The sequence below is a fragment of the Pseudomonas asplenii genome (assembly GCF_001293465.1).
In the GTDB taxonomy this organism is placed as follows: domain Bacteria; phylum Pseudomonadota; class Gammaproteobacteria; order Pseudomonadales; family Pseudomonadaceae; genus Aquipseudomonas; species Aquipseudomonas fuscovaginae_B.
Window position 1 is genome coordinate 64032 of sequence record NZ_JSYZ01000003.1, and the last position, 13139, is coordinate 77170.

Consider the following 13139-nt stretch of genomic DNA (forward strand, 5'->3'; position numbering starts at 1 on the left):
ATCGTATGCTGGTGCAGTGCTCTCCCTGCCGCGTCATCCTTGAACCACGCCGCCCGATGAGCGGTGAATGAGGACAATATGAGCAAGACCAACGAATCCCTGATGCAACGCCGCCAGGCCGCCGTTCCACGCGGCGTCGGCCAGATCCACCCGATCTTCGCCGACTCGGCGAAGAATGCCACGGTGACTGACGTCGAAGGCCGCGAGTTCATCGACTTCGCTGGCGGTATCGCCGTACTGAACACCGGTCACGTGCACCCGAAAATCATCGCCGCGGTGACCGAGCAACTGAACAAGCTGACCCACACCTGCTTCCAGGTCCTGGCCTACGAGCCGTACGTGGAACTGTGCGAGAAAGTGAACGCCCGCGTTCCAGGCGACTTCGCCAAGAAAACCCTGCTGGTCACCACCGGTTCCGAAGCCGTCGAGAACGCCGTGAAGATCGCCCGTGCCGCCACTGGCCGCGCTGGCGTGATCGCCTTCACCGGCGCCTACCACGGCCGTACCATGATGACCCTGGGCCTGACCGGCAAGGTCGTGCCCTACTCGGCCGGCATGGGCCTGATGCCAGGCGGCATCTTCCGCGCGCTGTACCCGAACGAACTGCACGGCGTGAGCATTGACGATTCCATCGCCAGCATCGAGCGCATCTTCAAGAACGACGCCGAGCCACGTGACATCGCCGCGATCATCATCGAGCCGGTACAGGGCGAAGGCGGTTTCTACGTTGCGCCCAAAGAGTTCATGAAGCGCCTGCGTGCCCTGTGCGACCAGCACGGCATCCTGCTGATCGCCGACGAAGTGCAGACCGGTGCCGGTCGTACCGGTACCTTCTTTGCCATGGAGCAGATGGGCGTCGCGCCTGACCTGACCACCTTCGCCAAGTCCATCGCCGGCGGCTTCCCGCTGGCCGGCGTGTGCGGCAAGGCCGAGTACATGGACGCCATCGCTCCAGGCGGCCTGGGCGGCACCTACGCCGGTAGCCCGATCGCCTGCGCCGCTGCCCTGGCCGTGATGGAAGTGTTCGAGGAGGAGCAGCTGCTGGACCGCAGCAAGGCGGTCGGCGAGCGCCTGGTGGCCGGTCTGAAGAAAATCCAGGCCAAGTACCCGGTGATCGGTGATGTGCGTGCCCTGGGCGCGATGATCGCGGTCGAGCTGTTCGACGACGGCGACACCCACAAGCCGAACGCGGCAGCCGTCGCGCAGATCGTCGCCAAGGCCCGTGACAAGGGCCTGATCCTGCTGTCCTGCGGCACCTACGGCAACGTCCTGCGCGTGCTGGTTCCGCTGACCTCGCCGGACGAGCAACTGGACAAGGGCCTGGCGATCATCGAAGAGTGCTTCGCTGAACTCTGAGCCGGGTGATGGGCTGGACAAAAAGACCCGCTTCGGCGGGTTTTTTTGTGTCACGACGGCCGGTTGCGGGGGCTGGCGGTTGTACCTGCCGGTCAGTTTTGACTAATGTGTCAGGACTGCCCTCGGAGAGTGCAAGATGAGTGCCTTGGATTTACCCGCTGTACCCCGTGTGTTGATTGCCGAGGCGGACCCTTGGGCGCGGGACCTGTTGAAACAGGTATTGCTGACCGTGCGCTGCGACGCACAACTGGCCCTTTGCGCCAACGGCCAGGACGCCCTGCAGCAACTCACCGAGCAAGCCTTCGACCTGGTGATTGCCGACCGCGAGTTGCCGGGGGTCGATGGCCTGAGCCTGCTGTACAGCATGCGCCAGAAAAAACGTTCTCCCCTGTTGCCGTTCATTCTGATCAGTTCGCGCAGCGACGTTGCCAGCGTCCGCGAAGCCCTGCCGCTGCAACCCACCGCCTACCTGACCAAGCCGCTGAATGTCGATGGCCTGACCCAGCGCCTGCAGGACCTGCTGCTCGATGCCGGGCAGAGCGTCTTCTGCGAAGTGCCGGCCCTGGCGCCGGGCATGGACCTGAGGACCTTCCTCGAACGCCGCCGTGAGCAATCGGACGGCGCACCGCTGATGGCCGACGTGCAGGTCGCGGTGAAACGCAGCCTCAACCCCCACGGCCTCGACCTGAAGCAGCTGGAGCAGGAAATCGGCACCGACCCGCAGATCACTGCGGTGCTGATCGCCGCCGCCAACAGCGCGGCGCAGCATCACGGCAGCGCCGTGCAGACCCTGGCCCAGGCCCTGCAGCGCCTCGGTTCGGCGCAAAGCATGAACCTGATCCTCGGCCTGAGCCTCAAGCGCAGTGCCAAGCTCAGCGATGCCGCGCTGGCCGATTACGCCGAGCGCTACTGGCAGTTGTCGCTGCATACCGCCGAGTATGGCCGGACCCTGGCGCGGATGTACGACCTCGACCAGGAGCGCTGCTATTGCGCCGGGCTGCTGCATCGCCTGGGCGACCTGGCCCTGTTGCGTTGCCTGCAGGAATGGCGGCAGGCGGGCGGCGAGCTGGATGACGAGCAGATCGGCGAGTCGCTGTTCGCGCTGGGCGCCAGCTACGGTTCGGCGCTGCGCACCCGCTGGCGCCTGCCGCTGGAGCTGCGCGAGCTGATTGCGGCGGTCTACCAGCTTGGTGGCGGGGTGTATTCCCGCGAGGCGCTGTCGATGAACCTGGCGGCCCAGCTGACGCACCTGACGCCCAGCCAGAGTATCGAGGAAGTGGCCAGGAGCCGTGCCGCCAGGCTGCTCAAGATCGGCCTGGCGGACCTGACGCGACTGCGCAAGAACTGACCGGCCCTCGTGCAGCCCTCCGAACCTGTGGGCGCCGGGTCTAGGCCAGCACGATCTGGTTCTTGCCCTGGCGCTTGGCCCGGTACATCGCCCCGTCGGCCCGGGCGAACAGGCTGTCGAGCAATTGATCCTCTGCGGTCAGGTTGGTCAGCCCCTGGCTGACGGTGGTGCCGAAGTTTTCCCCGTCGTGGTTGAACGCCAGGCGCTGAATCTCCCGCTGCAGGCGCTCGGCGATCGCCATGGCCATGTCCGGGGCGCAGCCGGGCAGCAGGGCGGCGAACTCCTCGCCGCCGATCCGCCCGAACAGGTCGCCGCTGCGCAACGCCGCACGGCCGGTCTCGGCGATTCGCTGCAGCACCTGGTCGCCCGCCGGGTGGCCGTAGGTGTCGTTGATCAGCTTGAAGTCATCGATATCCAGCAGCAGGAACGCCAGCGGCGAATCCTGTAGCCGGGCCTGCTCGAACTCGCGATGGGCACATTCGAAGAAGTGCCGGCGGTTGCTGCTGCCGGTCAGCACGTCGGTGGTGGCCAGGCGCTGCAATTCGTCTTCCAGGACCTTCTTCTCGGTGATGTCCTCGGCGATCCCGACCACGATCACCCGCTGGCCCGGTTCGGCGTGACGGCTGATGAAGCACTTGTCGCTGAGCCAGCGGATTTCGCCATCGGCGCGGATGATGCGGTATTCGCGGTCTTCCACCGCGCCTTTCTCCAGCACCTCGGCCAGACTGCGCTCGGCGTGGTCGAGGTCGTCAGGGTAGATGCTGTTGCGCCATTCGTCGTAGTCGGCCAGCAACAGCCCGGCCGAACGGCCGAAGATGCGCTCGTAGGCCGGGCTGACATAGAGCATTTGCCGCGCCTCCCAGTCGAAGGCCCAGAGCACCGCGTTGACGCTGACCAGCAGGGAGCTGAACAACTGTTCGCGCTCGCTCAGGCGCGCGACCTCGCCTTGCGCATGGACCAGCGCAAGCAGGGTTTCAGCGGCCTCCGGCCACTGTTGGAGCAAGGACGGTTGCGGTTTTTTTATCACCATCGGCACACATCTCAGAAGGTGGGCCGCGCCGCTTTCAGGCACGACGACACTGACAATCCGCCTGTCTGGCGAAGTGCATTTGAGATAGAGGAATGGTCGCTAAGTTCCGAACGACGCGCCTCGAAGCGAGGCGCGCCGATCAGCGGTGTCAGGCGGCGCTGGGGCGCAGCGAGTAGGTTTTCAGCTGGTTGGCGAATTCGCGCAGCGACTGGATGCCGCTGGCCTCGGCCTCGTGCACCCAGTCCTTGATCGCCGCGAGCATGTCGTGGCCATTCGAGCTGGTCTTGACCCAGATCTGTTGCAGGGCCAGGCGTTTCTCGTAAATTACCTTGAGCGCCTGGCTGTGCTCCAGCATGCCTTGGATGCGCAACTGGTGCTTGTCGCTGAGCAGGCTGGTTTCCCGCGACAGCAGGCGCTTGGCCCGGTGGAATTTCTGGCGTACCGAATGATCGACCTTGGCCAGTTCCTGTTTCACCAGCGGGCCGATCACCAGCTTGCGGTACTGGGCCATGATCTGGAAGCGGTTGTTGAGGATCGCCATGGCGGTGTCCATGTCCAGGTGGCCCTTGCCCTCGACCCGATGGGCGATCGGCGCGACACGCTGTACCTTGGCCAGTCGCAGCAGGCAAAAGACCTTGATCCAGGCCCAGCCCAGGTCGAACTCCCATTTTTTCACCGAGAGCTTGGCCGAGTTGGGGTAGGTGTGGTGGTTGTTGTGCAGTTCCTCGCCGCCGATCAGGATGCCCCAGGGCACCAGGTTGGTGGCGGCGTCGCGGCATTCGAAGTTGCGATAGCCGACGGCATGGCCCAGGCCGTTGATCACGCCGGCGGCCCAGAACGGGATCCAGATCATCTGGATCGCCCAGATGGTGATGCCGATGGCGCCGAACAGCAGCAGGTCGATGAGGCCCATCAGGGCTACGCCCAGCAGCTTGTAGCGGCTGTAGAGGTTGCGTTCGATCCAGTCGTCCGGGCAGTTCTTGCCGTAGATGCGCAGGGTCTCGGCGTTGCCCGCCTCGGCCCGGTACAGTTCGGCACCGGTGCGCAGCACGGTGGAGAGGCCGAGGATCACCGGACTGTGGGGATCGTCGACGGTTTCACATTTTGCGTGATGTTTACGGTGGATCGCGGTCCACTCGCGGGTATTCTGTGCCGTGGTCAGCCACAGCCAGAAACGGAAGAAGTGCTTGAGACCGCCGTTGAGTTCCAGGGAGCGGTGGGCCGAATAGCGGTGCAGGTAAACCGTGACGCCGACAATCGTCACGTGGGTCATCAACAGGGTGACCGCCACCAGTTGCCAGGCTGACAGGTCAAGAAAACCGTTGTACCACATAGGCTGTATGGCCCTCGATAAAGTAAAGAACAGCCGTCGCATTATCACCGAGCCACCAGAGAAAACCAGTCGCCGTTTCAGATAAGAGTGCCGGGATGTTTCTTACTCTATAATTCCGGCCGTTTTGTAGGGCAATTTGGCATTTCTAGAGGGAATTAGCACCGCTTATGGCAAGTTCATACCGCAATGCTCTGAAGGCGGGGGTGTTGTACCTGTTGCTGTCGATCCTCTGGATCCAGCTCAGCCAGCAGCTGTTGAGCAGTTTTTTCGATGAGCCCGAGCAGTTGGTGCAGTGGCAGATCGTTCGCGGCTACCTGTGGGTCAGTGTCAGTGCGGTGCTGATTTTCCTGATCCATGCGCGTTACCAGCGGTTTGTCCAGGCCGCCCGGGAACAGCAGTCGGCGGATGCGGGCGAAGACCGCGAGCGCCTGCGCCAGGCCGCGGCGGTGTTCGACTGTACCCGCGAAGGGGTGCTGGTCTCCGACCGCGAGGGGTTGATCGTCCACGTCAACCGGGCGTTCGTCGCCATTACCGGTTATCAGGAGGCCGAGGTGCTCGGCAAGCGGCCGAGCCTGTTCAAGTCCGGGCGCCATCCGGCGGAGTTCTACCAGAAGGTCTACCAGGCCCTGGAGGCCAGCGGCGAGTGGAGCGGCGAGATCTGGAACCGGCGCAAGAGCGGGGAAATCTACCCACAGTGGCAGACCATCCGGGCCATTCGCGATGATCACGGCCAGCTCAGTCACTACGTCGCGGTGTTTTCCGATATCAGCGCGATCAAGAACTCGCAGCACGAGTTGAGCCAGCTGGCGCACTACGATCCGCTGACCGGCCTGCCCAACCGCCTGCTGTTCTCCGACCGGGCCGCCCAGGCCCTGGCCTCGGCGCAGGTGCACAAGCGCGGTTGCGCCCTGCTGCTGATCGACCTGGACCATTTCAAGATCATCAACGACAGCCTCGGCCACAACATCGGCGACCAGTTGCTCAAGGCGGTGGGCGAGCGCCTGCAGGGCCTGTTCGGCACCGGTATCAGCCTGGCGCGCCTGGGCGGCGACGAATTCGCCGTGCTGGCCGAGAACTGCCCGCAGGTGGTCCAGGCCGCAGCCCTGGCCCAGCGGGTGATCGAAGGCCTCAGGGAGCCGTTCCAGCTCGAAGGCCACTCGTTGTTCATCAATGCCAGTATCGGCATCAGCCTGTTCCCCAGCGATGCGCTGAACGCCGAACAATTGCTGCGCAACGCCGATTCGGCGCTGTTCAAGGCCAAGAGCGCCGGCCGTGAGGGCTACGCGCTGTACACCGAGGAACTGACCGCCCATGCCCAGCACCGGGTGGAAATGGCCGGCGAGCTGCGCCGAGCGCTGGAGCAGGGCGAGTTGCGGGTGTACTACCAGCCGGTGCACGAGCTGCAGGGCAGCCGCCTGGTCGGGGTCGAGGCACTGGTGCGCTGGGAGCATCCGCAGCGTGGGCTGGTCTCGCCCGGCGAATTCATTCCGATCGCCGAGCGCACCGGGCTGATCGCCGAAATCGATGCCTGGGTCATGGAGCAGGCCTGCCAGCAGATGTGCCAGTGGCAGCGCGAGGGCCTGGCGTTGTCGTTCATCGCGGTGAACGTTTCCAGCCGCCTGTTCGCCCGGCGCGAACTGTACCAGCAGGTGGCGAAGGTGCTCGACGACACCGGCCTGGACCCGGCGCTGCTCGAGCTGGAAGTGACCGAAAGCGCGGTGATGGACGATCCCGAAGTGGCGCTGGAGCAATTGCACCGCCTGCGTGAACTGGGGGTGAGCCTGGCGATCGACGACTTCGGTACCGGTTATTCCTCGCTGCTGCGGCTCAAGCGCCTGCCGGTGCAGAAGCTCAAGATCGACCAGGGCTTCGTCGCCGGCCTGCCGTGGGACGAGGACGATGCGGCGATCGTTCGCGTGGTGATCGCCCTGGCGCAGAGCATGGGCATGCGGGTACATGCCGAGGGCATCGAGCAGCAGGAACAGGCGCGGTTCCTGCTCGAACAGGGCTGCGACCTGGGCCAGGGCTACTGGTTCGGCCGGCCGGTGCCGGCGCCGCGGCTCGATTGGCAGCACGCCCCGCAGATCTGCGCGACAGTCTGAGGCAGGGGGGCGCCTGTTCGGGCGCCATCGCCAGCCCGCCGGCTCCCACCAGCTCTGCAGGCTCCTGCAGGCTCCTGTAGGCGCCGGGCTTGCCCGCGAACCGAGGCAAGGCGGCCATTCAACCGGATCGGCGGTGCCGATGCAGGCCTATTCGCAGGAAAGCCACGCTCCTGCACGGCGCGCAACCCTTGAGCCGGCATGCGACGGCCATCCTCTTTCGTTATCTAAATTTAGTTATATCAAAATTCTTAAATAGTATTTTTAAGAATAAATGCGCCTGTCTAAGATGGCCTCAACGCCCAAAAGCAGTGCCGCCACTGCCGCGGCAACTCTCATTTCAGGAGCACGACCATGAGCGCATCTCTGCGTAGCGTTGACGGCCAGGACGAAGCAACCATTCTGCGTGAGATCCAGAGCGCCTTGCGCGACCTGCGTTTCGGCGCGGTCGAGATCACCGTGCACAACGCCCAGGTGGTCCAGATCGAACGCAAGGAAAAATTCCGTCTGCAAAATCCCGGCAACAAGCCAAGCTGAACATCGCAACACCCTCTGAGCCATCAGAGGCCCGACTGGTCAACCGGAGGGCGCATCCATTCATGCCCCCCTCCACGTAAAGACAGCAGCGTTCAGGCCCGGATGCGGGCCTGATGCGCCATAAGAAAAAAGCCGATACCTCACATTTTTTCGGGAGCTTCACCATGTCGTCGATTCGCCGTTATGCCCTGGCCGCGCTCGCCAGCGCCGTGTTTGCCGGTTCCGCCGTTGCCAAGGACTACGAACTGCTCAATGTGTCCTATGACCCGACCCGTGAGCTGTACCAGGACTACAACGCCGAATTCACCAGCTTCTGGAAGCAGGCCCACCCCGGCGACAACGTGAAGATCCAGCAGTCCCATGGTGGCTCCGGCAAACAGGCCCGTGCGGTGATCGACGGTCTTCGCGCCGACGTGGTGACCCTGGCCCTGGCCGGTGACATCGACGAAGTCGCCAAGCTCGGCAAGACCCTGCCCGAGGACTGGCAGAAGCGCCTGCCGGACGCCAGCACCCCATACACCTCAACCATCGTGTTCCTGGTGCGCAAGGGCAACCCCAAGGGCATCAAGGACTGGGGCGACCTGATCAAGAAAGACGTGTCGGTCATCACCCCGAACCCGAAAACCTCCGGCGGCGCCCGCTGGAACTTCCTCGCCGCCTGGGCCTACGGCCTGAAAGCCGGTGGCAGCGAAGCCAAGGCCGAAGAGTACGTGAAGGAGCTGTTCAAGCACGTGCCGGTCCTGGACACCGGTGCCCGCGGCTCGACCATCACCTTCGTCAACAACGGCCAGGGCGACGTCCTGCTGGCCTGGGAAAACGAAGCGTTCCTGGCACTGAAGGAAGATGGCGGCGCCGACAAGTTCGACATCGTCGTGCCGTCCCTGTCGATTCTCGCCGAGCCGCCCGTGGCGGTGGTCGACAAGAACGCCGAGAAGAAGGGCAACACCGAGATCGCCACCGAGTACCTCAAGCACCTGTACAGCCCGGCCGGTCAGGAAATCGCCGCGAAGAACTTCTACCGTCCGCGTGACGAGAAGGTTGCCGCCAAGTACGAGAAGCAGTTCCCCAAACTGCAACTGGTGACTATCGACAAGGACTTCGGCGGCTGGAAAACTGCCCAACCGAAATTCTTCAATGACGGTGGCGTGTTCGACAAGATCTACCAGGCCCAGTGATCGGGGTCGGTAAACTGAAATAAGCCAAGCCCAGGGCCCCGGATTCCGTTCGGGGCTTTTGTGCGTCAAAACCAAGGACTTTTATGTCGCGTCGTATCTCCCCCGTCATACCCGGCTTCGGGCTGACGCTGGGCTACACCTTGGTGTACCTCAGCCTGATTGTGCTCATACCGCTGGCGGCGATGTTCGTGCATGCCGCCCAACTCACCTGGGATCAGTTCTGGAACATCATCTCGGCACCGCGGGTGATCGCGGCGTTGAAGCTGAGTTTCGGCACCGCGCTGTACGCGGCGGTCATCAATGGTGTCATCGGCACGCTGCTGGCCTGGGTGCTGGTGCGCTACACCTTCCCCGGCCGCAAGATCATCGATGCGATGGTCGACCTGCCGTTCGCCCTGCCCACCGCCGTCGCCGGTATCGCGCTGACCGCGCTGTACACCCCCACCGGGCTGGTCGGGCAGTTCGCCGCCGACCTGGGCTTCAAGATCGCCTACACCCCGCTGGGCATCACCCTGGCGCTGACCTTCGTGACCCTGCCGTTCGTGGTTCGCACGGTACAGCCGGTACTGGCCGACATTCCCCGTGAAGTCGAGGAGGCGGCCGCCTGCCTGGGCGCCAAGCCCCTGCAGGTGTTCCGCCATGTCCTGCTGCCGGCGCTGCTGCCGGCCTGGCTGACCGGCTTCGCCCTGGCCTTCGCCCGCGGCGTCGGCGAGTACGGTTCGGTGATCTTCATCGCCGGCAACATGCCGATGAAGACCGAGATCCTGCCGCTGCTGATCATGGTCAAGCTCGACCAGTACGACTACACCGGCGCGACCTCCATCGGCGTGCTGATGCTGGTGGTTTCCTTTGTCCTGTTGCTGCTGATCAACCTGCTGCAGCGGCGTATCGAAACCCCATAAGGAGGCGCGAACATGTCCCAATCGTCCATTGCCGCCGCGTCTTCGGCCAATGCCGCCCGGCGTGGCAGTGCCACCTCGCGGCGGATCCTGATCGGCCTCGGCTGGCTGATTTTCGCCCTGTTCCTGCTGTTGCCGCTGTTCATCGTGGTGTCCCAGGGCCTGAAGAACGGCCTGGGGGCTTTCTTCACCGCGATCTTCGAGCCCGATGCCCTGTCGGCGCTGAAGCTGACGGTGATCGCCGTGCTGATCTCGGTGCCGCTGAACCTGGTGTTCGGCGTCAGCGCCGCCTGGTGCGTGAGCAAGTACAGCTTCCGCGGCAAGAGCATCCTGGTGACCCTGATCGACCTGCCGTTCTCGGTGTCGCCGGTGATCGCCGGCCTGGTCTACGTGCTGATGTTCGGCGCCCAGGGCCTGTTCGGTCCGTGGCTGGCCGACCATGACATCCAGATCGTCTTCGCCCTGCCGGGCATTGTCCTGGCGACCATCTTCGTCACCGTGCCCTTCGTCGCCCGTGAACTGATCCCGCTGATGCAGGAGCAGGGCACCCAGGAAGAAGAGGCCGCCCGGCTGCTGGGCGCCAACGGCTGGCAGATGTTCTGGCATGTGACCGTGCCGAACATCAAGTGGGGCCTGATCTACGGCGTGGTGCTCTGCACGGCGCGGGCGATGGGCGAGTTCGGCGCGGTGTCGGTGGTTTCCGGGCACATTCGCGGGGTGACCAACACCCTGCCGCTGCACGTCGAGATCCTCTACAACGAATACAACCACGTGGCCGCGTTCGCCGTGGCGAGCCTGTTGCTGATCCTGGCGCTCTTCATCCTGCTGCTCAAGCAGTGGAGCGAAAACCGTATCAACCGCCTGCGCGCCAGCGCCGCGGAGGAATAAGTCATGTCGATCGAAGTCCGTAACGTCAGCAAGAACTTCAACGCCTTCAAGGCCCTGAACAGCATCAACCTGGATATCAGCAGCGGCGAACTGGTGGCCCTGCTCGGCCCGTCCGGCTGCGGCAAGACCACCCTGCTGCGGATCATCGCCGGGTTGGAAACCCCGGATGCCGGCAACATCGTGTTCCACGGCGAAGACGTGTCCGGCCATGACGTGCGCGATCGCAACGTCGGCTTCGTGTTCCAGCATTACGCGCTGTTCCGCCACATGACGGTGTTCGACAACGTCGCCTTCGGCCTGCGCATGAAGCCCAAGAGCCAGCGGCCGAACGAAAGCCAGATTGCCACCAAGGTCCACGAACTGCTGAACATGGTGCAGTTGGACTGGCTGGCCGACCGCTACCCGGAACAATTGTCCGGTGGTCAGCGCCAGCGGATCGCCCTGGCCCGTGCCCTGGCGGTGGAACCCAAGGTGCTGCTGCTGGACGAACCGTTCGGCGCGCTGGATGCCAAGGTCCGCAAGGAGTTGCGTCGCTGGCTGGCGCGGCTGCACGAAGACATCAACCTGACGTCGGTGTTCGTGACCCACGACCAGGAAGAGGCGATGGAAGTCGCCGACCGCATCGTGGTGATGAACAAGGGCGTGATCGAGCAGATCGGCTCACCGGGCGAGGTCTACGAGAACCCGGCCAGCGACTTCGTCTACCACTTCCTCGGGGACTCGAACCGGTTGCACTTGGGCGAGAACCACCACGTGCTGTTCCGCCCGCATGAAGTGTCGCTGTCGCGCCATGAGCTGGAGGATCACCATGTCGCTGAAGTGCGCGACATCCGTCCGCTGGGCGCGACGACCCGGGTGACGCTGAAGGTGGAAGGCCAGAGCGAACTGATCGAGGCCGAGGTGGTCAAGGACCACGACAGCCTGATCGGCCTGGCGCGGGGCGAGACGCTGTTCTTCAAGCCCAAGGTCTGGCAGAAGCTGGCGAACGTCTGACCCTCAAGGTTGCAGGGCTTGCTGGCCTCTTCGCGGGCAAGCCCGGCTCCTACCAGGTACGCGTCGTACACAAGAGCGATGGACATCTCAAATCCGCAGGCGCCGGGCTTGCCCGCGAAGAGGCCCTGCCAAACACCACCAAACCATCAGGCCGCCGCGCGCTTCTCGCGCAACCGTACGCCCCCCGCCCGCGCCTCGATCTCCTGCTTGAGCGCCTTGCGCAACCCGAGCAGAAACGCCAGCTCGGCCACCACGAACAGCGGCCCGACGATCAACCCGCTGAGGTCGTCGACGAACGCCGGCTTGCGCCCTTCGTAGTAATGCCCGATGAACTGGATCACCCAGCCGAGCACGAACAGACCGATCCCACTGCTCAACCAGACCAGGGTGCTCTGCGCGGCAATGATCTGGCCTAGCCAAACGGATAGGCCGAGCAGCACCGTCATCAGTACCCCAAGAGCCACTTCCAGACGCAGATAGAACCAGGCCGAAGCCACCGTCAGAAGCACTGCGGGGGTCAGCCAGAGCCCGGCCACCGGCCATCCCGGCCTTGAAAGCAGGGTCGCGACGGCGATCACGATCAGCGGAATTCCGATGAAATGGCTGGCGATGTTCCGCGGATCACGGTGGTACGCCGCATATTGACTGAGATGCTCGACGAGGTTTTTCATTGTTATTCCTCCTGTAGGGTGATGGGATCATGCCCTGCTCGAAAACTTTGCGCTGTCGGCTACCCGACAATCGTCTCGGAGTTCCCATGGAAGTATCTGCCTGGCGTTCACGCCTGCTGACGGGTCACTGGTTCAGCAATCTGCCGGCTCACTTGCAGGATAGCCTGCTGGCGGCAGCCAAGGGCCGACGCCTGACGCCCGGCCAGCGGCTGTTCAAGCGCGGCGACCCGCCCTGTGGCCTGTACGCGGTGCTCGAAGGCTCGGTGCGGGTCGGCGCGGTCAGCGAAAAGGGCAAGGAGGCCCTGCTGAGCGTGATCGAACTGCCGTACTGGTTCGGCGAGATCTCGCTGTTCGACGGCCTGCCGCGTACCCACGATGCCTATGCGGTGGGCCACACCATCCTGCTGCAGGTGCCGCAGGGTGTGCTGCTGCAACTGCTGGACGAGCACCCGGAGTACTGGCGGCATTTCGCCCTGCTGATGAGCCAGAAGCTGCGGCTGACCTTCATCGGCCTGGAGCAGTTGAGCCTGCTGCCGGCCCGTGAGCGGCTGGCCCATCGGCTGCTGCAGATTGCCGAGGGTTATGGCGAACTCAACCATTCGCGGCAACTGATTCCGCTGTCCCAGGACCAGCTGGCATTGATGCTGTCGCTGTCGCGGCAGACCACCAACCAGATCCTCAAGGGGTTTGAGGACGAAGGCATCCTGCGCCTGAACTACGGCGAGATCATCATCACCGACCTGGCGCGCCTGCGTCATGCGGCCAGCAATTGAGGTGTGACGCCGCACCGCCGCGAATAGGCTCTTGAAC

12 protein-coding genes are annotated in these 13139 nt (G+C 63.9%); 9 read left to right on the top strand and 3 right to left on the bottom strand.

All coding sequences use genetic code 11. The annotated features are described in order from the left end of the window. The first annotated feature begins 78 nt into the window (after window positions 1-78). Window positions 79-1356, top strand: coding sequence for a 4-aminobutyrate--2-oxoglutarate transaminase (gene gabT / locus PF66_RS04255; RefSeq protein ID WP_054058208.1), 1278 nt, complete (start codon window positions 79-81; stop codon window positions 1354-1356). Window positions 1357-1492: 136 nt separating this feature from the next. Then, on the top strand, window positions 1493-2704 hold the full coding sequence (locus tag PF66_RS04260; RefSeq protein WP_054058209.1) for a response regulator: 1212 nt from the start codon (window positions 1493-1495) through the stop codon (window positions 2702-2704). 40 nt (window positions 2705-2744) lie between these two features. Here PF66_RS04260 and PF66_RS04265 read toward each other — a convergent pair whose 3' ends face one another. After that, complete coding sequence (locus PF66_RS04265) at window positions 2745-3734, bottom strand: GGDEF domain-containing protein (RefSeq protein WP_054061973.1); 990 nt, start codon at window positions 3732-3734, stop codon at window positions 2745-2747. 148 nt (window positions 3735-3882) lie between these two features. Further along, window positions 3883-5067 (bottom strand): delta-9 fatty acid desaturase DesA, encoded by a 1185-nt coding sequence (gene desA, locus PF66_RS04270; RefSeq protein WP_054058211.1) that lies wholly within the window; start codon window positions 5065-5067, stop codon window positions 3883-3885. Window positions 5068-5234: 167 nt separating this feature from the next. Here desA and dibA point away from each other — a divergent pair, with 167 nt between their 5' ends. The 6 genes from dibA (at window position 5235) to PF66_RS04300 (ending at window position 11658) form a co-directional block, all read left to right on the top strand. Continuing rightward, window positions 5235-7169, top strand: a complete 1935-nt coding sequence (gene dibA, locus PF66_RS04275; protein ID WP_054058212.1) for a phosphodiesterase DibA — start codon at window positions 5235-5237, stop codon at window positions 7167-7169. 351 nt (window positions 7170-7520) lie between these two features. Next, entirely contained in the window at window positions 7521-7703 is a 183-nt protein-coding gene (oscA, locus tag PF66_RS04280; RefSeq protein WP_007941032.1) for a sulfur starvation response protein OscA, read from the top strand. Between the two features lie 164 nt (window positions 7704-7867). Beyond that, window positions 7868-8878, top strand: a complete 1011-nt coding sequence (locus tag PF66_RS04285; protein ID WP_054058220.1) for a sulfate ABC transporter substrate-binding protein — start codon at window positions 7868-7870, stop codon at window positions 8876-8878. A gap of 83 nt (window positions 8879-8961) precedes the next feature. Continuing rightward, a complete protein-coding gene (cysT, locus tag PF66_RS04290) occupies window positions 8962-9780 on the top strand; it encodes a sulfate ABC transporter permease subunit CysT (RefSeq protein WP_054058213.1) in 819 nt (272 codons plus the stop codon). A 12-nt stretch (window positions 9781-9792) separates the two neighbouring features. Then, the gene (gene cysW / locus PF66_RS04295) at window positions 9793-10665 is read left to right on the top strand and encodes a sulfate ABC transporter permease subunit CysW (protein ID WP_054058214.1); all 873 of its coding nucleotides are present in this window, start codon (window positions 9793-9795) and stop codon (window positions 10663-10665) included. A gap of 3 nt (window positions 10666-10668) precedes the next feature. Continuing rightward, the gene (locus PF66_RS04300; protein ID WP_054061974.1) at window positions 10669-11658 is read left to right on the top strand and encodes a sulfate/molybdate ABC transporter ATP-binding protein; all 990 of its coding nucleotides are present in this window, start codon (window positions 10669-10671) and stop codon (window positions 11656-11658) included. 146 nt (window positions 11659-11804) lie between these two features. Here PF66_RS04300 and PF66_RS04305 read toward each other — a convergent pair whose 3' ends face one another. After that, entirely contained in the window at window positions 11805-12329 is a 525-nt protein-coding gene (locus PF66_RS04305; RefSeq protein WP_054058216.1) for a DUF962 domain-containing protein, read from the bottom strand. Between the two features lie 86 nt (window positions 12330-12415). Here PF66_RS04305 and PF66_RS04310 point away from each other — a divergent pair, with 86 nt between their 5' ends. Further along, on the top strand, window positions 12416-13102 hold the full coding sequence (locus PF66_RS04310) for a Crp/Fnr family transcriptional regulator (protein ID WP_054061975.1): 687 nt from the start codon (window positions 12416-12418) through the stop codon (window positions 13100-13102). The last annotated feature ends 37 nt before the right edge of the window (window positions 13103-13139 follow it).

Excerpts from the sequence above, each read along its gene's own strand:
- cysT (WP_054058213.1), top strand. The coding sequence starts at position 8,962 with ATGTCGCGTCGTATCTCCCCCGTCATACCCGGCTTCGGGCTGACGCTG.
- dibA (WP_054058212.1), top strand. The coding sequence starts at position 5,235 with ATGGCAAGTTCATACCGCAATGCTCTGAAGGCGGGGGTGTTGTACCTG.
- PF66_RS04285 (WP_054058220.1), top strand. The coding sequence starts at position 7,868 with ATGTCGTCGATTCGCCGTTATGCCCTGGCCGCGCTCGCCAGCGCCGTG.
- PF66_RS04305 (WP_054058216.1), bottom strand. The coding sequence starts at position 12,329 with ATGAAAAACCTCGTCGAGCATCTCAGTCAATATGCGGCGTACCACCGT.
- desA (WP_054058211.1), bottom strand. The coding sequence starts at position 5,067 with ATGTGGTACAACGGTTTTCTTGACCTGTCAGCCTGGCAACTGGTGGCG.
- PF66_RS04300 (WP_054061974.1), top strand. The coding sequence starts at position 10,669 with ATGTCGATCGAAGTCCGTAACGTCAGCAAGAACTTCAACGCCTTCAAG.
- oscA (WP_007941032.1), top strand. The coding sequence starts at position 7,521 with ATGAGCGCATCTCTGCGTAGCGTTGACGGCCAGGACGAAGCAACCATT.
- PF66_RS04265 (WP_054061973.1), bottom strand. The coding sequence starts at position 3,734 with ATGGTGATAAAAAAACCGCAACCGTCCTTGCTCCAACAGTGGCCGGAG.
- PF66_RS04310 (WP_054061975.1), top strand. The coding sequence starts at position 12,416 with ATGGAAGTATCTGCCTGGCGTTCACGCCTGCTGACGGGTCACTGGTTC.
- cysW (WP_054058214.1), top strand. The coding sequence starts at position 9,793 with ATGTCCCAATCGTCCATTGCCGCCGCGTCTTCGGCCAATGCCGCCCGG.
- gabT (WP_054058208.1), top strand. The coding sequence starts at position 79 with ATGAGCAAGACCAACGAATCCCTGATGCAACGCCGCCAGGCCGCCGTT.
- PF66_RS04260 (WP_054058209.1), top strand. The coding sequence starts at position 1,493 with ATGAGTGCCTTGGATTTACCCGCTGTACCCCGTGTGTTGATTGCCGAG.